21 protein-coding genes are annotated in these 22,801 nt (G+C 51.0%); all 21 read right to left on the bottom strand.

Annotated elements, in window-relative coordinates; translation table 11 throughout:
- Window positions 1–193 precede the first annotated feature (193 nt).
- Window positions 194–1,504, bottom strand: a complete 1,311-nt coding sequence (locus ACTL32_RS05110) for a sulfatase family protein (RefSeq protein ID WP_441340446.1) — start codon at window positions 1,502–1,504, stop codon at window positions 194–196.
- A gap of 65 nt (window positions 1,505–1,569) precedes the next feature.
- Window positions 1,570–2,532: a formylglycine-generating enzyme family protein gene (locus tag ACTL32_RS05105; protein WP_441340445.1), complete on the bottom strand. Its 963-nt coding sequence runs from the start codon at window positions 2,530–2,532 to the stop codon at window positions 1,570–1,572.
- Window positions 2,533–2,731: 199 nt separating this feature from the next.
- Entirely contained in the window at window positions 2,732–3,523 is a 792-nt protein-coding gene (locus tag ACTL32_RS05100) for an SDR family oxidoreductase (protein ID WP_441340444.1), read from the bottom strand.
- A gap of 31 nt (window positions 3,524–3,554) precedes the next feature.
- On the bottom strand, window positions 3,555–4,424 hold the full coding sequence (locus ACTL32_RS05095) for a fumarylacetoacetate hydrolase family protein (RefSeq protein WP_441340443.1): 870 nt from the start codon (window positions 4,422–4,424) through the stop codon (window positions 3,555–3,557).
- Window positions 4,425–4,451: 27 nt separating this feature from the next.
- Window positions 4,452–5,345 (bottom strand): dihydrodipicolinate synthase family protein, encoded by an 894-nt coding sequence (locus tag ACTL32_RS05090; protein ID WP_441340442.1) that lies wholly within the window; start codon window positions 5,343–5,345, stop codon window positions 4,452–4,454.
- A gap of 24 nt (window positions 5,346–5,369) precedes the next feature.
- A complete protein-coding gene (gene lhgO, locus ACTL32_RS05085; protein WP_441340441.1) occupies window positions 5,370–6,581 on the bottom strand; it encodes an L-2-hydroxyglutarate oxidase in 1,212 nt (403 codons plus the stop codon).
- Between the two features lie 17 nt (window positions 6,582–6,598).
- Window positions 6,599–7,891, bottom strand: a complete 1,293-nt coding sequence (locus ACTL32_RS05080) for a (Fe-S)-binding protein (RefSeq protein ID WP_441340683.1) — start codon at window positions 7,889–7,891, stop codon at window positions 6,599–6,601.
- Window positions 7,884–9,299: an FAD-binding oxidoreductase gene (locus tag ACTL32_RS05075; protein WP_441340440.1), complete on the bottom strand. Its 1,416-nt coding sequence runs from the start codon at window positions 9,297–9,299 to the stop codon at window positions 7,884–7,886. The genes ACTL32_RS05080 and ACTL32_RS05075 overlap by 8 nt, the downstream gene beginning before the upstream one ends.
- 10 nt (window positions 9,300–9,309) lie before the next feature.
- A complete protein-coding gene (locus ACTL32_RS05070; protein ID WP_441340439.1) occupies window positions 9,310–10,008 on the bottom strand; it encodes a FadR/GntR family transcriptional regulator in 699 nt (232 codons plus the stop codon).
- 76 nt (window positions 10,009–10,084) lie between these two features.
- A complete protein-coding gene (locus tag ACTL32_RS05065; RefSeq protein WP_441340438.1) occupies window positions 10,085–10,816 on the bottom strand; it encodes a FadR/GntR family transcriptional regulator in 732 nt (243 codons plus the stop codon).
- A 19-nt stretch (window positions 10,817–10,835) separates the two neighbouring features.
- Window positions 10,836–12,806 (bottom strand): TRAP transporter permease, encoded by a 1,971-nt coding sequence (locus ACTL32_RS05060; protein WP_441340437.1) that lies wholly within the window; start codon window positions 12,804–12,806, stop codon window positions 10,836–10,838.
- Window positions 12,807–12,872: 66 nt separating this feature from the next.
- Window positions 12,873–13,886: a TAXI family TRAP transporter solute-binding subunit gene (locus ACTL32_RS05055; RefSeq protein ID WP_441340436.1), complete on the bottom strand. Its 1,014-nt coding sequence runs from the start codon at window positions 13,884–13,886 to the stop codon at window positions 12,873–12,875.
- 216 nt (window positions 13,887–14,102) lie between these two features.
- Complete coding sequence (locus ACTL32_RS05050) at window positions 14,103–14,894, bottom strand: SDR family oxidoreductase (protein ID WP_441340435.1); 792 nt, start codon at window positions 14,892–14,894, stop codon at window positions 14,103–14,105.
- Between the two features lie 21 nt (window positions 14,895–14,915).
- Complete coding sequence (locus ACTL32_RS05045; RefSeq protein WP_441340434.1) at window positions 14,916–15,803, bottom strand: fumarylacetoacetate hydrolase family protein; 888 nt, start codon at window positions 15,801–15,803, stop codon at window positions 14,916–14,918.
- Window positions 15,804–15,828: 25 nt separating this feature from the next.
- Complete coding sequence (locus ACTL32_RS05040) at window positions 15,829–16,800, bottom strand: 2-hydroxyacid dehydrogenase (RefSeq protein ID WP_441340433.1); 972 nt, start codon at window positions 16,798–16,800, stop codon at window positions 15,829–15,831.
- Between the two features lie 42 nt (window positions 16,801–16,842).
- On the bottom strand, window positions 16,843–18,339 hold the full coding sequence (locus ACTL32_RS05035; protein WP_441340432.1) for a tripartite tricarboxylate transporter permease: 1,497 nt from the start codon (window positions 18,337–18,339) through the stop codon (window positions 16,843–16,845).
- Window positions 18,340–18,358: 19 nt separating this feature from the next.
- On the bottom strand, window positions 18,359–18,808 hold the full coding sequence (locus ACTL32_RS05030; RefSeq protein WP_441340431.1) for a tripartite tricarboxylate transporter TctB family protein: 450 nt from the start codon (window positions 18,806–18,808) through the stop codon (window positions 18,359–18,361).
- 138 nt (window positions 18,809–18,946) lie between these two features.
- Window positions 18,947–19,957 carry a tripartite tricarboxylate transporter substrate binding protein gene (locus ACTL32_RS05025; protein ID WP_441340430.1) on the bottom strand — a complete coding sequence of 337 codons (1,011 nt, stop codon included), beginning with the start codon at window positions 19,955–19,957 and terminating at the stop codon, window positions 18,947–18,949.
- A 33-nt stretch (window positions 19,958–19,990) separates the two neighbouring features.
- Complete coding sequence (locus tag ACTL32_RS05020; protein ID WP_441340429.1) at window positions 19,991–21,058, bottom strand: Ldh family oxidoreductase; 1,068 nt, start codon at window positions 21,056–21,058, stop codon at window positions 19,991–19,993.
- Window positions 21,048–21,734, bottom strand: a complete 687-nt coding sequence (locus ACTL32_RS05015; protein WP_441340428.1) for an RraA family protein — start codon at window positions 21,732–21,734, stop codon at window positions 21,048–21,050. Before ACTL32_RS05015 ends, ACTL32_RS05020 begins: the two co-directional genes overlap by 11 nt.
- 21 nt (window positions 21,735–21,755) lie before the next feature.
- A complete protein-coding gene (locus ACTL32_RS05010) occupies window positions 21,756–22,646 on the bottom strand; it encodes an NAD(P)-binding domain-containing protein (protein ID WP_441340427.1) in 891 nt (296 codons plus the stop codon).
- Window positions 22,647–22,801: the final 155 nt, after the last annotated feature.

Genomic DNA, 22,801 nt, shown 5'->3' with positions numbered 1-22,801 from the left:
CTTTTCCTTAAGCAGACTTTCCCTCGAAAAAAGGCACTTAATGGCATTTTTCTGGAAAGCGCTTACATTGTTTTATTATAGGGGCTCTTTTTTGAATAGTCAAGAAAATCAAATCTGTAAAATAAAAAGCAGAATTCTATAATTACATCCAATTACCGAATTCTGCTTGTTGAAATTTTGCTTCCAATCCCTTTCAGGGCTTGTAGACATTTCCGTCCCTGATTTCCTTTTTCCACTCTTCCGCTTCCTCCCCTTTTACAGGGCCGGACAGCAGCGGATCCTTCGTTTCGATCATCCAGCGTTCAACTTCCGAGCGCAACCTTTTCAGGACGTGCTGGTGTTCGCTGCTTTCAGCGAGGTTGCTGTGCTCCAGCGGATCCGCTTCCAGGTTGTACAGCTCTTCTTTGGCGTTCGGGACATAGAATGCTTCCCTCACCGCTTGGCCGGAGAGGCTTTCATGGATATCGAACGGCAGGAACACTTTCGGGCCGTCTTCAAAATTCCGGATGTATTTAAATTTGGCGGTCCGCACGCCCCGCATCGGATGGTAGCGGTCATGCCACGTCATCTCGCAGAAAAAATGCGTCCGTTCAGTGTAGCTTTCCTCTGTGATCAGCGGCAGAAAACTCTTGCCGTCGATTCCCGCCGGCACCTCAGCCCCTGCAAACTCCAGGAGCGTCGGCATCAAATCGATGTTGCACAAGAGCTCGTTTTGCCGGATCCCTTTCCGGTCCATCCCGTTTGGCAGTTTCATGATCAAAGCCGTTTCCAGCCCCGCATCCGACAGCGTCCCTTTGGCTCCTGGAAATGCGATGCCGTGGTCTGTCGTGTAGATCAGGAGGGTGTTGCCGTCCAGCCGGGTGTCTTCTAGCAACATTCTGATCCGCCCGATTGCCTGGTCCAGCTCTTTGACGGACCCTTGGAAGCGGGCTACATCTTCCCGGACTTCTTTCGTGTCGGGCAGGTACGGCGGAACTTGGATCTCCTCAAGGGGGCCGGGCTCAAACGCATCGAAAGGCCGGTGGGTTTCTTCGAATCCGACTGAAGCATAGAAAGGGGCATCATCACCGGCTTCCATTCTGCCGGTTAAAAATTTTTCCAGCTCATCCGTCACGTTTGCCGCTGCGTTCCCCGGAACTTTAACGACATGCTCATAGCCTAGTTTCTCCCCTTCGTAGACGCCGGCGATGGATTCATGGAAAAAGCCGAAGAGCCATGTGCTGTAGCCGGCCCGTTTCATCTCCGAAGGCAGGGTCCGGATGCCGCTTTTCATCGTGTGGCCCAGATGCGTCAAGCCCATCAGCCCGTGGTTGTGCCCGTATTGCCCCGTCAGGATGCTGCCCCTGCTCGGGCTGCACTGGGGCTGTGTGCAAAAGTAATTGTCGAATTGGATTCCTTCTTCCGCCATCCTGCTGAGTTCCGGCGTCGCCACTTTGCGCCCGTAGCTCCCTAGATGCCTGCCTGTATCATGGGAAATCACCATGATAATATTCGGTTTTTCCATTCGTTTTGCGCCTCCTTGTGATTTGGTTGCTGCCTTTTGGGTCAGGCGGACATTCCTGCCGCCAGTCAAATGCTCACCGCACACCGGAATCCGATGTTCCCGGCGGAACTGTCTGGGGTATTGGAAGAACGGGCGGCTACCCGGTACCTGTTGCAGTAGGATTCGTGGCATAAATATGAACCGCCCCGCATCGCCTTTGCCAAGTCGGGTGCTGCAGCGTCCATGCCTTGCTCCTTCAACGGTCCGGCATTTTCCGCAAATGCGTTCGCGCACCATTCCCATACGTTTCCTGCCATGTTGTAAAGGCCGAAACCGTTCGGCCGGTAGGAAGCGGCAGGCGCTGTTCCTGCGTACCCGTCCTCTTCCGTGTTCAGCGCGGGAAATTCCCCTTGCCAGATGTTGCAGCGATGTTCACTGCCGGGATTCAGCTCGTCGCCCCACGGATACCTCTTTTGTTCAAGCCCCCCGCGGGCAGCATACTCCCACTCCGTCTCATTGGGGAGCCGCTTCCCTGCCCAGCGGCAATACGCGGCGGCATCGTGCCAGGACACATGGACGACCGGATGGTCCATGCGGTTTCCGATGCTGCTCCCAGCCCCTTCCGGCTGAAACCAGAAAGCCTCCTCCACCGCACACCACCACGGCGTGTTGGCCACCCGCCTGGCCGCCGCTTCCGTGCCGGGGGCCAGAAACTGATAAAACACAAACGACCAGCCGAACCGCTCCGCTTCCGTCCGGTAACCCGTTTCCTTTACAAATTGGCCGAATTCTTCATTGGTCACAGCCATGCTGTCCATGTAGAACGGATCCACGCGCCGGTTCCGCACAGGGTCTTCAAAGTCCGCCGGATGCCCTTCGCCGCTGTCCGAGCCCATCCAAAACTCGCCGCCTTCAATCAAAACCATTTTTTCTTTAAATCGGATCCCTTTGCTGCTCTTTCGCACCAGACCGGTTTCCGGACCTGCTGGTTCCTCCTTTGCCTCCTGGGGCCTGCTTGCTACACAACAGGGGGGCACTACCTTGTCCATGCGCTTGCACTCCTTTCTCATCAACCGACATTCACGTTGAATTGTATACTCCCTTAATCTGAATTGAAAGTCAATTGACGACACGGCGAGTGCCTTCTCCGTATCAAAAATGCAGCTCGCACGTGGATTTAATCGAAAAGGCTGCCAGTATTCCACTGAAGAGTGGACATGGCAGCCTTTTCGGTTGTTGAATTTGGACTTACAGCGCCTTCACCAGTCCACCATCCACGAGCAGGGTCTGTCCCGTTACGTAAGTGTTGGCACCAGAGCATAGGAAGACCGCCTGTTTGGCGAATTCGTCGGGGCGGCCGTAGCGGCCCATCGGGATGCCTTTTTCGGTGGTGCTTCTCAGTTCCTCGTAGCTCTTGCCGAGTTTGTCGGCACGCATCTGGTCGAGTTCTGCGACCCGGTCGGTGGCGATTCTGCCCGGTCCGAGCGTGTTGATCAGGATATTGTCTTTGCTGAATTCCTGGGACAGGCTTTTGGCAAGCCCGACAATGCCGGCGCGGAATGTATTCGACAGGAGCAGGTTATCCAGCGTCTGCTTGATCGACGACGAAGCAAAGTTCAGGATATGCCCGCTTCCACCTTCGCGCATGTGCGGCAGCACTTCGCGGATCGCGCGGATATAGCTGAGCAGGTTAAGTTCATATGCTTTTTGCCAGTCTTCGTCCGTGAACTGGTCGAAGCCGCCTGCCGGCGGGCCGCCCGCATTGTTGATAAGCACGTCCACGCCGCCGTTCGTTTCTGCGGCATATGCCACGAGCTTCTGGATATCGCCCGGTTGGGTGACGTCGCATGCCTGATAGGAAATATCCGAATTGCCGGTCTCTTCTTTAATTTCCGAAACGGTTGCTTCCAGTTCCGCGGTGTTCCGGCTGCCGATGACGACTTTTGCGCCTTCCCGTGCGAATTCCAGAGCGGTCGCTTTGCCGAGCCCTTTGCTGCCCGCCATGACGATGACGGATTTGCCTGTTAATCCTAAATCCATTTGGGTTCCTCCTCTATTATCTTTTACGATTTTATTTTTTCAGGTCTGTGCACGGATTGCTGAGGGATTCGAATCCCGCGATCCGGCATTCGACGGTATCGCCGTCCTGGATATGGACCGCTCCCGGCGTTCCGGTGGAGATGATGTCGCCGGGAAGCAGCGTCATCACTTTGGAATGAAACGACACCAGGTATTCAGGACTGAACCTCATGTGGTCGACCGTGTTCTTTCGGTGGACCTCGCCGTTGACGACGGTTGCGACTTCGAGTGCGTGCAGATCCTCGATTTCATCTGCGGTGACCAATTGCGGACCGAAGCTGAAGAACGTATCAAAGCTTTTCGACCGGGTAAGGTAGCGCGGATTTTTCTGCAGGATGTCTTCCGCCGTCATGTCGATGATTGTTGTGTAGCCGGCTATGTAAGGTTCAACTTCCCCTTCTTCCACATTGCGGCAGGTCTTACCGATAATGACGCCAAGTTCTGCTTCTGCGGTCGTCCGTTCGGACTGCAGCGGAATCCGGATGGTATCATTCGGCCCGATGATTGAGGTATCCGGCTTCATAAAGCTGGCCGGTTCGGTATTCGGCGCTTTTTCACCCAAGTCTGACGCATGGTCAACGTAGTTGAGGCCGATGCCCCAGATCTTGCGGGGATGCCTGTACAGCGGTCCGTATGCCAGATCTTCTGCTCTCTCGGAACGCAGTTCGCCGCTTTCGATGGCGGCTTTCCCTGTTTCATTGAACCAGTTTTTCAGCGTCTCGAGCCGGCCGGATTCAAGGAGACTGAACAAGTCGGTCGGCCAGTTTTCGCGATAGGTTCCATTGACCTCTTCAAGCATGGCAGCTTTACCGCCGGTGATGATGGCGGCCCCTTCGCCGGTGCCGGTTATTACGGTTGCCATACGCATATTCTCTTCTCTCCTTCCGGATTACAGGGCGACGCCCAGGTAGTCGACAAGCTCTTTGAATTCGTCCATCGTTTTCACATCCAGCGGCGGAGCGGGGTTGCGCACATGGGAACTTGCGATGGCGCCTCGCAGCTTGAACGTTTCTTTCCGGATCGCCACACCGCCGATGCCGAGCTGGAACTCGAAGCGGATCAGCGGCAGGTGCTTGTAGAAATGCGCACGCGCTTCTTCCTTCCGGCCCGAAGTGAAGAGGTCGTAGACGGTTACCAGGATTTCCGGGAACGCGAATCCGGTCATGATGCCGCTCGCGCCTCTTGCCATTTCCTCATAGAACGAGCCGCCTCCGAGCCCGCCGAAGATTTCCAGGCGGTCGGTCTTCTCCAGAATCTTTGTGATTTTCATCGGCGTCGGCGCTTCTTCCAGCTTGACGTAGCGGATTGCCGGAACTGCTTCGGCGAGGCGTGCGATAAAGTCCGGCGTCAGGATGACCCCGGTCGTCACCGGCTCGTCCTGCAGGACAATCGGAATCGAAATGCTGTCGGCAATTGCCGTGTAATGCTCCAGCAGGAGCGCCTCGTTTTTGACGTTTTGCGGCGGCGCGACCATGACGGCTGCTGCGCCTGCCGCTTCCGCTTTCTGCGCCAGATGGACAGCGACATGGGTGCTGTTGGCGGTGCAGCCGGCCACGACCGGCACTCTTCCGGCACTTTGCTCCATGACGATGTCGAGCACCCGCTGCCGTTCGCTCTCCAGCAATTTATGGGCCTCGCCCATGATACCGAGAATCGTCAATCCGTGGACGCCTCGGCCGATATAGAAATCGACGAGGCTACGCAGGCTCCCTTCATCCAATGCGCCGTTTTCCTGAAACGGTGTGATGGCGATAACACATAATCCCTGCAGTTTGGTTTCCATAACTCTTTTCCCCCTGTCTTTTTATTACTTGCTAATTGATGTAAACGCGGCGAGTGCCGGAATCTGTTCAGCTACGGATTTCCCGATCTCGAGCGCGGCTGTCGCAGCCGGCGATGGCGCATTGCAGACGTGGATGCTTTTCTTGCCGTTGACGATGAAGAAATCATCGACCAGCGTACCGTCTGCTTTTAGCCCCTGCGCCCGGACGCCCGCCGGTCCCGGAATCAGGTCGTCTGCCGTGATGTCGGGAATGAGCACTTGGGCGCTTTGGACAAATTTCGATTTGACGAACGAACGGTACATCTCGCCCATGCCGTCGAGCGGATATTTCATCGCGAGCTTGAGGAAGCCTGGGTAGGTCATCATTTCCGCAAAGTCCTTCATGTTGAAATCGGTTTTCTTGTACGCTTCACGCTTGAACGCCGGGACCGCATTCGGACCGACATCGACTTTGCCGTTGATCATCCGGGTGAAGTGGACGCCAAGAAACGGAAAGTCCGGGTTCGGCACCGGGTAGATCAAGTTTTTCACCAGGTCCTGCTTGTTTTCCTTCAGCACGAAATACTCGCCCCGGAACGGCACGATTTTCATGTCGATGAGGTAGCCGGCCATTTTGGCGATCCGGTCGCTTTGCAGGCCGGCGCAGTTGACGAGAAATTTGCCGGTGTAGGTTTTCGCTGCCGTTTCGATCGTGACGTGGTCTTGACCTTCATCAATCGACCGCACTTCCGCGCTGTTCTCGATGACGCCGTCTTGAAGCCGGATCAGTTCCGCGAGCTTTTCCGACACTTCCTTGTAATCGATGATGCCCGCTGCCGGCACATGAATCGCTTCGAGGCCGTTGACATGCGGCTCTTTCTCGAGCAATTGCTCTTTCGATAATTTTTCGATTGAAAGGCCGTTTTCGAGCCCGCGCTTATAGAGGTTTTCCAGGTGGACCAGTTCCTTATCGGACGTCGCCACAATGACTTTTCCGCAGATATCGTGGCGGATGCCGTGCTCTGCCGCAAACTGGCGCATGCTTTCGCTTCCGGCTTTTGCGAACTTGGCCTTGAAGCTGCCCGGCTTGTAGTAGATGCCCGAATGGATCACGCCGCTGTTGTTGCCGGTCTGGTGCTGCGCGAGTTTTTTCTCTTTTTCCAAAATCAATACTTTGGCGTTCGGCTGCCGCTGCAGAATGGACCTGCCGACTGCCAGGCCGACAATGCCGCCGCCGATTATCATGTAATCATACATACTGTCTCCCCCTTTGATTAAGCGATTTCGCACGCTTCTGCGAGCACTTCCACGATGTGCTTGACGCTTACCTGCGATTCCAGGCCTTCGCGTTTGACGCCCAGCATCATCTGCAGATGGCATCCCGGATTGGTCGTGATGATGAGATGCGGTGCAGCCTGATGGACGGTTTTCATCTTCATATCAAGCACTTTCATTGATTCTTCGTGGTGGACTATGTTGTAAATGCCTGCGGAGCCGCAGCACAGGTTCTGGTTTTTCAGCGGGGTAAATTCGAGCCCCGGGATCTTTTTGATGAGCTCCAGCGGTTCGTTGACGACCTTTTGCACATTCGTCAAATGGCACGATGGCTGGTATGTCGCCCGCATCGGAATCGCTTTGCGGATCGGCAGCCCCATCCGCGAAAGGATAAAGCTGACGTCCTTGTTTTTTGCTGCAAAGGCTTTCGCCCGTTCGTGCCACGGATCGCTTTCTGAAAACAGGTGGTGGTATTCCACAAGGGCGGCGCCGCAGCCGCCGATCGCATTGACGACATAGTCACAGTCGAGCCCCTCAAAAGCCACAATGTTCTTTTTCGCAAGCTCGATCGCGGTTTCTTTTTCCGCGCTGTGCTGGTGCAGTGCGCCGCAGCAAGTCTGCTCTTTTTGGAGCACCACTTCGCAGCCCGCACGCTCGAGCAGCTTCATGCTGAGGTCGTTGACGCGTGCGAAGAACGTGTCCATGATGCAGCCGGTGAAAAAGGCGACCTTCACGGCCGGCTTCACTTCCGCTCGTTCATAGAAATGGTTGCGCACAAGCGGCTTTTCGATTTTCGGCGTGATCGCTTCCATCGCGGCAAGCGACGGGGACACTTTCCCGATGATGCCGGCCTTGCGCACCGCCTTGTCCGCTTTGGTCGTTTGGTAAAGCCGCAGACCGGTGCCGACAAGTTTCAGGACGCGTTTGTTCGGCAGCGCTTTTTTGAATACCAAGTTCCGTACCGCGTTCTCCCCGAGGGACCGTTTTTTCCGGCGGTATTCACCCAGGACATCGACAGCTGAATCCAGAATCTTGCCGTATTCGACGTTGGTTGGGCAGACCGTTTCGCACGCCCGGCAGCCGAGGCACAGATCGATCGGCTTCTCAAGGTCCTCGATTTCGATTTTCCCTTCCGCCGCCAGCTTCACCAGCTGGATGCGGCCGCGCGGCGAATGGCTTTCCTTGCCGAATGCCAGGTATGTCGGGCAGGCGGGCAGGCAATAGCCGCACTGGACGCAGCTGAACGTTTCTTCGTAAGCAAGTTGGTTTCGGAGCAATGCAGTATCAGCCATTTCGCAATTCAAACCTTTCTCCTGGTTCAGGGAAAATTTTTCCGGGATTGAGGATATTCTTCGGATCCCATGCCGTTTTGATGCTCTTCATCAGCGCAAGCCCGTCAACACCGAGCTCCATTTCCATAAACGGCGACTTCATCGTCCCGATGCCGTGCTCCCCCGAAAGCGTGCCGCCGAGTTCGATGGCCGCTTTGAAGATTTCTTCGACCGCGAGTTCGACGCGCCGCATTTCCTCTTCATCGCGCTGGTCGGTGATGATGTTCGGGTGCAGGTTGCCGTCACCCGCGTGCCCGAAGACGACGAGGTGGATGTCGTATTTCTCCTTGATCGCTTTCAGCCGCCGGAACATTTCCGGAATCTGGCTGCGCGGAATGGTGGCGTCTTCGGAGATTTTTGTCGGTTTGATCTTCACGATGGCTGGAGAAACAAGCTTTCGCGCCTGCCATAATTCAGCTTCTTCCTCCTTGTCTTTCGCCACTTGCACACTTCTCGCACCGACGTCTTTGCAGGCCGCTGCGACCCGTTCCATTTCCTCTTCGATTGCGAGCGGATGGCCGTCCAATTCGATGAGCAGGATCGCTTCCACATCGACCGGAAGCCCGAGCGCGGCATATTCCTCCACGGCAATGATCGAGCTTTGGTCCATGATTTCCATTTTCGACGGCATGATGCCGGAGCCCAGCACTTTCGAAATGGCCCGCCCGGCATCGACGATTTCGTCAAACAGCACCATGGCGGTCAGGGACGCCTGCGGTTTCGGGATCAGCCGCAGTGTGGCTTCTGTAATGATGGCGAGCGTCCCTTCGGAGCCGACGATCAGTTTGGTCAAATCATAGCCCGTGACGTTTTTAACGGTCTTGCCGCCTGTACGGACCACTTTGCCGTCCGCGGTGACAATTTCAAGGCCCAGGACATAATCTTTCGTCACGCCGTATTTCAAGCCGCGCGGTCCGCCGGCGTTTTCCGCCAGGTTGCCGCCAATCGTCGAGACGTGGGCGCTGCTCGGGTCCGGCGGGTACATCAGGCCGAACTCGCCCGCTGCGTTATTGATGTCCGCCGTGATGACGCCTGGCGACACAACCGCAATCAGGTTTTCCGCGTCGACCTCAAGCTTCGAGTTCCACAGGGAAAAATCCAAAACGATGCCGCCCCGCACCGGGAGGGGGCCGCCGCTTAAGCTCGTGCCCCGCCCCCTTGGGCAAAGCGGAATTTCATACTCGCTTGCCAGGCGGACGATCCCCGCTGTTTCTTCCGTCGAGACGGGCTGGCACACCGCTTCCGGTTTGTGCAGGCCGAACGACGCGTCGAAAGAAAAGCTGTAGAGGTCGGCGTCGCTTGTCAGGAGCCGCTCGGGATCTGCAAGGATCTCTTTCAGTTTTGCTAATATATCGTCAGTCACTTTCATGCAGGCCCTCCTATTCGTAGTTATGCCGTACCTTGATCGAATGCAGATGCTCCCACATGGCTTTTTTGGCAGCCTGAGCGTCTTTGTTGATGATGGCTTCGTAGATCAGGCGGTGCTCGTCCATGACCACCCGGATCTCTGCAGGCTGCAGCATCGTTTCCATGCGGTTTTGCCGGATAAACGAATATACCTTCTCGGAAATCACTTCCATCAGATCCAGCATCATGGCATTATTGGCGGCGGCGAGTATGGCTTTGTGGAACGCGTAGTCCTCTTCGATCGCGAGCTCCCCGTTGCCTTCCGCTTCCTCCAACGCCCGGTACCGCGCTTCGAGTTCCTTCTGCTGCGCTTGAGTCATGCGCTCTGCCGCGTAGTAGGCAGCGTCCCCTTCGATTGCCTGCCGCAACTCGATCAGTTCTGCCAAATTGTGGCGTCCGGGGCTCAGGGCATCCAGCATTTCCTGCTGGATGACTTTCTTCGACTGGTTGACGAGAAACACGCCGACACCCGGCTTGATGGAAACGATGCCGTTCGCTTCTAGCACCGAGATGGCTTCTTTTACGGTTGTCCGCGACACTTCGAGCGAATCCGCAATGGTCCGTTCAGACGGCAGCTTGTCGCCCGGCTTCAGGTTCTCCTTGGCGATGGATGAGAAGATTTCATTGACGACCTCGTGGTACAGCCGGTTTTTCTTTTTGATCGGTTTCAATTCCCTTGCTCCTCCCGTTAGAGGTTCACTGGTTGGTCCAGTTCGGTAAAGCAAGAGGGAAGAACGGATTCTTCCCTCAGGTTCCTAATTTGTCTTCCAATGCTTCTACCCGTGTATCGCCCAGCTTGATCCGCGCATTTACCAGGTGGCGCTTCATGGAATAAGCCGCCGCTTCCGGATCCTTCTTGGCAATCGCTTCATAAATCGCCAAATGCTCTTCGTATACTTGCTGGCGTTTGCGGGCAAAGCCAATATTCTGCTTCAATGAAAAATTCAAGGTCTGCTTGTACAGGTCCCGTAAATTGCTCACGGTCTGAATGATAAAGCTGTTTTTTGAGGCGGCGACGATTTCCTGGTGAAACAGGAAATCCGCTTCGTGGCCGATCTCCTGTTCATCCTGGATGGTCACCGCAAATTTATCCAATCCGGCTTTGATCTTCACCAAGTCATCTTCAGTGCGCCGCGCCGCTGCAAAGCCGGCCGCTTCGGTTTCAATGACGGTCCGGAGTTCAAGCAGGTCGTACACTTCTTCCGCCGACACCATCTCAAGCGCCACTGAATCGAGCATGTTGACCAGCAGCACTTTGTTGACATAGCTGCCGCCGCCTTGGCGTGATTCCACCAGCCCGCTGGCGGCCAGGACACTGATCGCTTCCCGGACCGGCGCACGGCTGACTCCGAACATTTTGGCGAGTTCGTTTTCAGAAGGCAGCTTGCTTTCCGGCGGGAACTCCCCTTCCTGAATCATCGTTCTCAGCTGTTCAAGAATCTGTTCGGACATTTTCATTTTTCTAATCGGACTTATCAACTGGATCTCCCCCGTTTGCTTAATTATTGACTGTTGAGGAAACCATACGTTTTTCTCTCGCTAAATGCAACAACATCATGGTTGCTAAGATGGCAATCCCGATGCCGTCTGTTAAGATGCCCGGCTTGATCATCAGCATTGCACCGGCGAAGAAGCCAATCCGTTCGATGATACTAAGTTTGATGTTGTAGAAGTTATTGATGGCAATCGCCAGCGCGAAGATGCCGATCACTGCCGTAATGAATGGCACAATCACTGAAGCAAACGACGCGGTGCCGCCTGCCGGGTCCTGCATGATCAGGATCGGATTGTAGGCAATCATGAACGGCACGATAAATCCTGGCAAAGCCAGCTTCAACGCGGTCCAGGACGTCTTCATCGGATCCGCGCCGGCGATACCTGCAGCGGTGTAGGCTGCGAGCGCCACTGGCGGAGTCACGTTCGAAAGTGCTCCAAACCAGAAAACGAAGAAGTGGGCCGCAAGCGGGTTGATCCCCGAATTGATCAGTGCTGGTGCAGCTGTTACCGCTACGACGATGTACAGCGCAGTAGATGGCAAGCCGAGACTCAAGATGATGCACGTCACCATGACCAAAAGCAAGATCAAGATCATGACGCCGCCTGCCAAATCAATGATGTTATAGGCGAATGTAGAGCCGAGGCCGGTCATCGTGACAACCGCGATGATGATACCGATGGATGCACACGCAACACCGACCTGGATGGTTCCCCGTGCGCCGTCGACCAAGGCATCAAATGCTTTTTTCGGCGTAACGCGCGTCGATTTGTCTTTTGTCAGCCAGCTCGCAATGATGACCGAGATGATTCCGGCAAAGCCGGCATACAACGGCGTTCTGCCCATCAAGAGGGCGCCGATGACGATGATAATCGGCAGGACGAGAATTCCCCGTTCCAGAATGACCCGCTTCACATCAGGAATCGATTCTTTGCTGAGCCCTTTCAGTCCCTGCTTTTTGGCTTCGATGTCAATCGCGATGATCAGCGAAGCGTAGTACAGGATACTCGGAATAATCGCAGCCAGGATAATGGTCGTATACGAAATCCCCAGGAATCCGGCCATGATGAACGCAGCAGCGCCCATGATCGGCGGCATGATCATACCGCCTGTCGAGGCCGTCGCTTCAACCGCTCCGGCAAAACGCGGCGTCAAACCGATTTTCTTCATCAACGGAATTGTGAAGCTTCCCGTTGTTGCAACGTTTGCGACGGCACTGCCGCTGAGCGAGCCGGTCAACGCGCTCGAAATGACCGCAACCTGTGCCGGTCCGCCTCTTCTTCTGCCCGCAATGGCCAGTGCCAGTTCGTTGAAGAACTGGGAGGCACCGCTCACAGTCAGGAATGCTCCAAAAAGAATGAAGAGCACAATATACGTCGAAGCGATCGACAGCGTCATGCCGAAGATGCCTTCCGTCGTCATGTACATTCTGTAGAGAAGCCGTTCAATGCTGAAGCCCGCATGGCCGAACATGCCCGGGAAATACGGACCGAACATTGCATAAACAATCGCGATGGCCGAAAGCAGCGGAATGAAAATCCCGATTGTTCTTCGGGACGCTTCAAGCAGCACCACGATGGTGATAATCGCAAATATGTAATCTTGCATAATCGCTTGGGATTGTCTTTCCACGTGAATCTCGGTATAGAAAAGGACAATATAGCCGACACCGGCCAAGCCGAGAGCCAGCAGCACGATATCGAGAATGCTCATTTTGGTTTTATTGGACTTTTTGGTTGCCGGATAAAGAATAAATGTCAGGGCAAGAAGAAAGCCAAGAAAGATGCCGTTGCGGTAAACTTCTTGTATCGTTGAAAACCCGTTTGTATAGATCGCAAAAATGGAAAGGCCGGCTGCTACCGCAACCATGACGATTTTCATCCATCCCGTAAAATTCCTTTTTCCTCCGCCTGCCTCCGTATCAACGATTGCTTCATTCTCAATGATGGCGTCAGTGTGTTGATTTTTCTCCATAAAGGATTCACCTCATTTTATAAGTATGAAAATAGAGATGGGATTTCCCCATCTCTATTTTATTTATTACTCTGCTTCCGGTGGAATCAGTTCATCCGGCACTTCAATGCCAGCTTCTTGGAAGTATTTATACGCACCAGCGTGAAGCGGTGTCGGAAGGCCGTCCAACGCGGTCTCCAAAGTCATTGCTTTTGCAGAGTTATGCACTTCATACATGAAATCAAGGTTTTCGAACATTGTCTTAGTCAATTGGTAGACGGTTTCTTCGTCCAAGTCGATCGAAGCGGCAAGAATGTTCGGCTGTGCGATCGTTTTGACTGCTTCAGTCTGGTTTGGATATGTTTCAGCCGGAATTTCATATTGGTACCAAGCATTTGAAATGGCAGTGATGTTCTTGTACTGCTCATCGGTCACTTCCAAGATGCTCGCGCCGACGTTGCTTGCGTACATATCCGTAATCGCCGCTACCGGTACACCGGCAGGAAGCGAACCGCCGTTCAAGCGCCCATCGCGCATTGCAGAAATCGTATCGTCATAGCCCAAGTATTCCGGTGTGATGTTTTCTTTTGTCAGGCCAAGCCCTTCCATCATCACAAGCGTCGATTGTTCCGTACCGCTTGCTTGCGGTCCAACGGAGAAGGTCTGCCCTTCAATGTCTGCAATGGAGCCTGTTTTGATTTCGCTGTCTTTCAAAACAAAATGTTCAACGTTCGGCCAAATCATGGCAACCGATCTTAAATCTTTGTATGCATTTCCTTCAAAGCTGCCCTCGCCTTTATAAGCTTGGTCAGCGATCAATCCCTGTAAAATTGAGAAGTCGGCTTCGCCTTCCTTCATCAAGTCAATGTTTTCCACCGACCCTGCAGAAGACTGGCCGCTTGCATTGATCCCTTCATCCCCAAGCTCCTGAGACCAAAGATTTCCTAAGCCAACACCGATTGGATAATATGTACCTCCAGTAGAAGCGGTGGCAATCGTGATGAATTGCTTTCCGCCTGCAGCCGAACCCGAACCTTCTGATCCGCAAGCTGCCAAGACCAACAATAGACTTGCCATCAATAACAATTGAATTTTCCTCATAAACAATATCCCCCTTTTTGTAAGCGCTTTAACGAAAGCTGTAATACAAGTCTACAATAGGACAACTTGAGAATCAAGGATGTTTTTCAGAATACTTTTACTTGTTAATCTCTTTTTGAGTTTCTACTATAAAATGCAATCCCTAAAGTTTTAAACACGCAAAGAGCGCTGCACTCCGTTTCCAGCGGAATGCAGCGCTCTTTTTAAATTTTTACGTTATAATGCTTTCACCAAACCGCCGTCCACCAGCAAGGTCTGGCCGGTTACATACGTATTGGCGCCGGAGCACAGGAATACGGCCTGTCTGGCAAATTCACTTGGATCGCCGTAGCGGCCCATCGGGATGCTTTTTTCTGTAGAGCTTTTTAGCTCTTCATAGCTTTTGTCCAGTTTACCTGCGCGCATTCGGTCCAGTTCCTCTACCCGCCCTGTCGCAATTCTTCCCGGACCAAGCGTGTTGATCAGGATATTGTCTTTGCTGAATTCCTGGGACAGGCTTTTGGCAAGCCCGACAATGCCGGCGCGGAATGTATTCGACAGGAGCAGGTTATCCAGCGTCTGCTTGATCGACGACGAAGCAAAGTTCAGGATATGCCCGCTTCCACCTTCGCGCATGTGCGGCAGCACTTCGCGGATCGCGCGGATATAGCTGAGCAGGTTGAGCTCGTACGCTTTTTGCCAGTCTTCGTCCGTAAACTGGTCGAAGCCGCCTGCCGGCGGCCCGCCCGCGTTGTTGATGAGCACGTCCACACCGCCGTTCGTTTCACCGGCAAAATTGATCAGTTCTTTGATATCAGATGCTTGCGTGATGTCACATACTTTCCATGAGATATGATCGTTCCCTGTTTCTTCGGAAATAGCAGCAGCCGTTTTTTCAAGCTCCTCTTTGTTCCGGCTGCCGATGACAACTTTCGCGCCTTCCCGTGCGAATTCCAGCGCGGTCGCTTTGCCGAGACCTTTGCTGCCCGCCATGACGATGACGGATTTGCCTGTTAATCCTAAATCCATTTGGGTTCCTCCTCGAATTGCTTAAGCTTCCTGCAATACTTTCAGATCTGCACAAGGATTGATGAGCGGCTCAAATCCTTCAATCCGGCATTCAACAGTGTCCCCGTTTTGAATATGCACCGCTCCCGGTGTACCGGTGGAGATGATGTCGCCCGGAAGCAGCGTCATCACTTTCGAATGAAACGACACCAGGTACTCGGGGCTGAACGTCATATGGTCGACCGTGTTTTTGCGATAAACCTCTCCATTGATAACCGTAGAAACTTCTAAATTATGTAGGTTATCAATTTCGTCTTTGGTCACAAATTGCGGACCGAAGCTGAAGAACGTGTCAAAGCTTTTCGACCGGGTCAGGTAGCGCGGATTTTTCTGCAGAATGTCTTCCGCTGTCATGTCGATGATCGTCGTGTAGCCGGCCACATAATTTTCAACGTCTTTTTCTTCTACATTCCGGCAGATCTTGCCGATAATGACTCCAAGTTCCGCTTCCGCTGTCGTCCGATCGGACTGCAGCGGAATTCGGATAGTGTCGCCCGCCCCGATGATCGAGGTATCCGGCTTCATAAAGCTGGCCGGTTCGGTATTCGGTGCTTTTTCACCCAAGTCTGACGCATGGTCAACGTAGTTGAGTCCGATGCCCCAGATTTTGCGCGGGTGCTTGTACAGCGGACCGTATACCAGAAGCTCTTCTTCAACAAAATCGATTTCCTGGCTTGCGATGGCGTTCTTGCCTTCTTTGTTGTACCAGCTTGTTAACTCGTCAAGCTGCCCGGATTGGATCAGCTCGAAAATACTCGTTTCCCAGTTTTTATCGTAGACCTTGTTAAGCTCCGCTATTGAAACGGCTCCTTCACTGCCGACTATTACTGCTGCTTCTTCATTATTGAGAGTTATTGTTGCCAGACGCATAATCTTCCTCCTTAGGGTCGTTTATTCAGACTGTTGAAAGCTTTATAGAATTATTCGGTTCCATTCCTTTTTCGACCATTTTAATATTTTCAAAAGACAAGCCTAATACTTTTTCCAAAGCGTCTCTCGTCCCGCCTGCAACGTGGGGAGTTGCCAGTACATTATCAAATGCCAGCAGCGGGTTATCGCTTTCGACCGGCTCATTTGCCCACGTATCTATTCCCGCTCCGAGGAGCTGCTGGTTTTCCAGCGCGTTGGCCAATCCCCTTTCATCAATGATCTTGCCCCGCGCCACGTTCACCAAAATAGCGGTCGGCTTTAATAGCTTCAATTCCTTATCACTGATCAAATTCTCAGTAGACGGCATCAGCGGAATATGAAGGCTGATGATGTCTGACTGGGCCAACAGCTCCTCGAAAGGGCTGTAAGTTAAAGATCGCTGTTTTTCTTCTTCCGGCGTCAGACGGTTTACGTCATAATACATCACGTTTGTGCCGAAGGCTTGAGACAATTCCGCTACTTTTTTGCCGATATGGCCAATGCCGATGATGCCGTGGGTTTTGCCATTCATCTCAAACATGGATGGCCGGTACTCCCACATTCGCCATTCCCCGCTTTTGGTCAAGCGATCCAGAAGGTTCAGTTTGCGGTACAAGCCTATGATCAACCCGATCGTCATTTCAACCACACTTGAAGCATTGGCTCCGATCGTTGTTGCAACTTTGATATTGAGGTCCGCTGCTGCTTGCAGATCAATATTGTCTGTGCCGCTTCCTGTTTTTTGGATCAATTTTGCATTTGGCGCTTTTTCCAAAAGTTCACGGGTAATAGGATAGGAAGCGGCGATCAAATAATTGGCCTGAAGCAGCGCTTCCTCTTTTTCCGTATCGGTCAAATTGCTCCAGAAGGAAATTTCCATTCCTTGTTCTTTGAAACTATTAATAATGTTTTGAGTTTCTGGGACCACTTTTTCAAAATAAATCACATTGTGTGCCAAGCCGGTTCCTCCTCGCCTTTATTTAGATAGAACATTTCGGTTTTAATTGCTTTGCGGTTTTTTCAGCATGTTCAAAATCAATGGCGTAAGGAGCGCCAGCAACGTTAAAACAATCAATATAACTGATAATGGACGCGTTAAGTAATAGCTAATTACTTCACCTTGTGCCAAGACCAGAGATTGTCTGAAGCCTTTCTCTGCCATCGGACCCAATATGATGGCGAGGACCACAGGCGCCGTCGGGAAATTGAATTTCCGCATAAAATAACCCAGCAAGCCGAAGCCGATCATCAGATAAACATCAAATACGTTGTTGTTAATGGCATATGACCCAACGACTGACAGCACAACGATGATCGGTGCCACAATGCCGTTTGGCACTTCGGTCACACGAACCACATATTTGGCCATCAGCAATCCCGCGATTCCCATCAAAATATTTGCAATGACAAACCCGATAATGACGGAGTAAGTTATCCCCGCATTTATCGTAAACAGCTCTCTCCCCGGCACAAGGCCTTGAATGACAAATCCGCCGAGAAGAACTGCCGTAGCGGCGCTTCCCGGGATTCCTAAGATCAAAAGGGGAATCATTGCTCCGCCTGTTACCGCATTGTTTGCCGTTTCAGAAGCTGCTACACCTTCGATTGACCCTTTGCCGAATTTCTCGGGATTCTTCGAAGCTCTTTTCGCTTCGTTGTAGCTGACCCATGACCCAATGTCGCCTCCTGCACCAGGCAGGATTCCTACAAATACGCCAATAATGGAAGATTTGATCATAGTCGGGGAAATATTTTTTAATTCCTTCCAGGATGGAAGAACGCTTCCTTTCAAATCGCCTTTGAACTTCTGTTTTTTCACATGCATTTCTTCTACTAGAATAAGTACCTGGGATAAAGAAAATAGCCCAATCAATGCAGGTACAAGCGAGATTCCTGACTCCAAATTCGTATTGCCGAAAGTGAATCGGGGAAACCCGGTTAAAATATCAAGGCCGACCAGCGCCAGAGCGAGCCCGAACACTCCCGAAGCCAATCCTTTCACCATATTGCCGGAAGAAAGGCTCCCAATAATCGTCAATCCGAAAATGGCAATCAGGAAATATTCCGGCGCATAAAACTTCAGCGAAATCAGCGATAACGGCGGCGCTAGGAACAGCAGCATAACCGCGCTGACAAAACCGCCGAACATTGAGCCAATTGTCGCTATGCCCAGAGCTTTCAGGCCCTGTCCTTTTTTGGTAAGCTCATACCCGTCCAATGCAGTAGCGGCCGAAGCCGGTGTCCCTGGCGTATGCAGGAGAATAGCGGATATTGAGCCGCCATACACTGCAGAAGTGTAAATTGCTGTCAACATCGTCAACCCGGCTATCGGACTCATTCCGAATGTAATTGGAATAAGCAGCGCAACAGCCATCGTTGCACTGAGCCCGGGCAAGGCGCCGACTACGATGCCGCCGATTACCCCCACGAGCATTGCCACCAAAACTTCTAAAGTCATCAGGTTTCGAATGACTTCTAAAAAGAGTTCTACATTCATGTTTTCACCCCTTAATCAGCTAGAATAACAGTCCAGCAGGTAATCGGACGTTCAATTGATAAACGAAAAGAAGATAAATGAACAAATTGATCGATACAATGGTTCCGGCAATTATCAGCACGTTTTTGATTTTATAAAAAAGCAAGAATAGAGCAATGAATATTGAAGTAGAGATGAAAAACCCCAGAACATTCACTAAACTTGCATAAAGTACGATAATCAGGAAACTAAACATCGGCAATTTAATGGTTTTAAAATTGATTTCGTCTTCTGCCTTTTCTATGTTTTTATGTGCTCTTTTTCTCCATCCGAAGAACGCGATCAGCAATCCAAATATCCCGAGTATCCCGAAGATATAATAGGGAAAGGTATTCGCTCCTTCCGGCAGGTCAGTAGATCTGATAAAGAAGTATAAAGAAAACAGAAAAATGACTGCTCCGATATAAAAATCTTGATGCAATCGTTTCATTTTGGCACCTCTCTTGCACTGAAATAGGTTCTCAATTTTTTCCTTCGCGGATAAAGTAATAATAAAAAGCAGCAGGACGATAATCTCCAGTGTTAAACCTGACTATTTCCTGCTGCTTTTTAATTTAGATCTTTGAAATTACCAGCCCAGCAAATCTGTCAAACCTTTCACTTCTTCTTCTTCCGCTTCCAAGAATTCACGGTATTCATCTCCGATAAGCGGATCTACTTTCAAGCCCATCTCTTCCATTTTCTTAATGTGTTCCGGGTTGTTTAATGCTTTTTCAAAAGCATCTTGAATCACTTTCATTTTTTCTTCATCCACCCCTGCAGGGTAGCCCAAGCCTCTAGCTGAGAAAGCGTAAATATCGCCAAAACCGGATTCTTCAAGCGTTGGAACGTCCGGCATAAATTCTGAACGTTCAGGTGCAGCGACTGCCAAAGCTTTTAGCTCGCCATTTTTCGCGGGCTCTGCAACTTCACCTACGTTAGCAAAATAAACATCGACGTGGCCGCCAAGCACTCCTGCTTTTCCGTTAGCGGCTCCTTCACCGTGGACCGCCTCAAATTTCGTTCCAACTTCTTTATTGATTCTGAGCGCCGTCAAGTGGTCATCGCTTCCCAATCCAGTAGACGTGGTCGTTACCGTATTTTCTTTTGCGTATTCCATCAAATCTTCAATCGTCTCAAAGCGGTCGTCATCCGCAGCAACAGCAATAGCCCCGTAATCCGTTACGTGGTTAGCGATCAAATCGAAATCATCAAGCGTATTGTCTCTGTTCAATTCCGGGTTTAAGTAACCCGTGATCAAGTTCGGAGTATTTAAGTAGCCAATTGTATAGCCGTCCGGCTCTGCATTGACAAGTTCATTCCAGCCAACCCAGCCGCCGCCGCCTGGTTTATTGACTACACTGATAGGAACTCCCAGTTCTTCCTCTACATATGGCAATAAGATACGGGCGCCGACATCTGTACCGCCGCCAGGCGAGAATGAAACAATGACCGTAATTGGTTCAGTTGGAAAATCACTTTCAGCAGAAGATGAACTTTCCGAAGAACCTGTGGCCTCTTCCCCGCCTTGTGAACATGCTGCCAGAAATCCGGAGATTAACAGCAATAAACCGACAAGCAAAACATTTATCTTTTTCAATGAAATTCCTCCTCTTTTTATAAAGCAAATAAATTAGCCATACTGCGTTTCGCTTAACTTTGATTTGACCCCATACTGGCGGCTTACTTCTGCTAACTCGCGCAAAACTTCTTCGCTGATGGGAATTCCGTTGGCCTCCCTTTCTTTTGCTTTGTTCGCTTCAATTTCTCCGGGCATGTAAATCTGATCGGTTCCATCAGCCAGTTCCATGCTTTTCATTTCTTCGATCATCTGATTGATGCGTTTTTTAAATTCTTCAGCAGTCTGGAATAAATCCACACGCATTACGATAAAAGAGTGGCCGACATTTTGCGGCTCATCAAAATTTCTGTAAAGATCGCCAATGTGCGGGCCAAATGAAGCGCCCGTAAACAGCGAGGACAGCACTTCAACCAAAAGCGCTATGCCTGACCCTTTCGGCCCTCCTACCGGCAGCACTAATCCGTCAAGTGCTTCTGCAGGGTCAGTAGTCGGCTTGCCATCTTTGGAAATCGCCCAACCCAGCGGGATCTTCTGATGGTTTTTTTCTGCCATGATAATTTTTCCGCGGGCTACCACGCTTGTTGCCATATCAAAAACGATGTCTTTTCCTTCGCCTGCCGGGATTCCGTATGCAAACGGATTTGTGCCAAAAAACCGTTCAACGCCTCCCCACGGCGCCATATTGGCAGGCGCGTTGGTCGTTGCCAATGCAATGCATCCCTGTTCGGCTGCATACTTGGTGTAATCGGCAAGCATCCCGCAATGATTGGAATTGTTGACACCGACCACCGCGATTCCGGTTTCTTTTGCTTTTTGAACTGCCAGCTTGATCCCGGCTGTTGCCAGCAGAATGCCGGAAGCATTTTTTCCGTTGATCAGCGCACTCGAAGGCGTTTCGCGTTCAATTTCCGGTTCAAACACTTTATTGGTCAGGCCCAGTTCGAGCCTCTTGCAGTAAATACTGACTCTGCTGACCCCGTGTGAATCATGTCCTCTTAAGTTTGCGAGAACTAGGTGGCGGGTGATGATGGAGGAGTCGTTTTCAGACAGGCCAGCCGCTTGAAAAATAGCTTGTACATAAGCAGTCAAATCCTCTTTTGAAACAAGTCTATCCCCCAATAATTTCACATCCTTTGTCTTGCAAGGTTTGATCTACCCACGTTCGGTCCCATTCACCTTTGTAAATCGATTCAATGACAGCTTTTTCTTTTTCTTGAACTTTTTTAGCGTTTGCTAAAACCGTAGGCGCATCATCTTTTGGAATGGCGATCACGCCATCGTCATCTGCGACTATAATATCTCCCGGGCTTACTGAAACACCTCCGCAGCTGATGATGGTGTTGATCTCGCCCGGTCCTTCTTTATACGGGCCGCGCGGGCTTCCTCCTTTAGCGAAAACCGGGAAGCCCATTTCGGCTATGCCATGCAAATCCCGGACGGATCCGTCGACAATATATCCGGCTATGCCTTTTGTTTTCGCGTAATGGCACATCAACTCGCCGAGAATTGCATTTCCCATGTCTCCGCAGGCATCGATCACGATGATGTCTCCAGGCTGCGCTAAGTCCATCGCTTTATGAACCATTAAATTATCAGCGGGATGCGTCCGCACCGTTAAAGCGCTTCCAAAAATGTGAATGCCGGGTTTGTTGATGCTTTTTATCGAGTGGTCCATGGCAAACATCCGCCCCATTACATCGCCAATATTCGGTGTAGCAATTCCTTCAAATCCATTAATAAGTGCTTGATCTGCTCTTTTCACATTTTCGAATACTCTAAATCCAACATTTGACAAGGTGTCCTCAACTCTTTCTTTTTAAATTTTTTCCAATTCGTGCTGAAGGATGTCTCTCACATTTTCTCGGATCGCCGAATCTGCCTTTGCTGCCGCAATTGAATTTGAAAAGAACGAAAGTACACCTTCTGTAACAAACGGGTAAATCCCCGCTTCTTTTACAAGCGAAATGCTTTCTTTCACTTCCTTTTGCCGCCTTCCCCTGTGCTTGATATGCGTAATAATCAGGGTGTCTGCAAGCTTTTCGAAATCATTATTTTTCATTGTTGTGGAAATACTGTCCATGACTTCATCGCGGACTTGGTATTTTTCAGCCGTGAGCATTGTTTCAAACAGAAGCGCTTCGATTCCTTTCATGAAAATGCTTCGCAGCATTTTTATACTGGCGGCGGCTCCTACTGCATCAGAAATTACTTTAGAGTTCAAACCGAAGGCTCCAAAAATCTTTTGAACTTCACCGGCATGCTCTCCCGCAAGCAATAGCGGCACATTATATTGCTCAGTGGCCACAGTCCCCATAATACTGACGTCTGTATATTTGCCGCCTGACTTATGAATGCTTAACGCGTTTTCCTTTTTCACTGAAGGCAGGCTTGTAGTCAAATCCAAAAAGAAAGTACCCGGCTGAAGACTTGCAGAAAACTCATTGGAAACCGCCGTTGATGCATTGCTTGGAACTAATAAAAAAACAAGGCTGCAGTTTTCAGCCAACTGCAATAAGGTTTTTGCAGTCTCAACCTTTAATCGCTCTGCAGTTTCAATTAATGGATCCCGGTCATCCAAAAGACGAGTGTCATAAATCATTACGTTTTGGCCGTTCGCTTTTAGACCAGCTGCAATCACCTGGCCAACTTCTCCGAAACCGATTATTCCTACTTCAAACTGTTGTGGTAAATGGTCTTTAATAGCCAAAACTCCTCTCTGTATTGTTATTGCATCAAACATAACGGATGTTGGATCCAACTGAATTACATTATAATTCTAACAATTCTGATTAGTCAACAGGAAATTTTTCGTATTTCAATAAATTTTTAATGTTATTTCAGTAAAATATGTATTCAACTACT

This window comes from Planococcus sp. FY231025 (assembly GCF_052078085.1).
Lineage (GTDB): Bacteria > Bacillota > Bacilli > Bacillales_A > Planococcaceae > Planococcus.
This window is presented reverse-complemented; position numbering and strand designations above follow the sequence as displayed.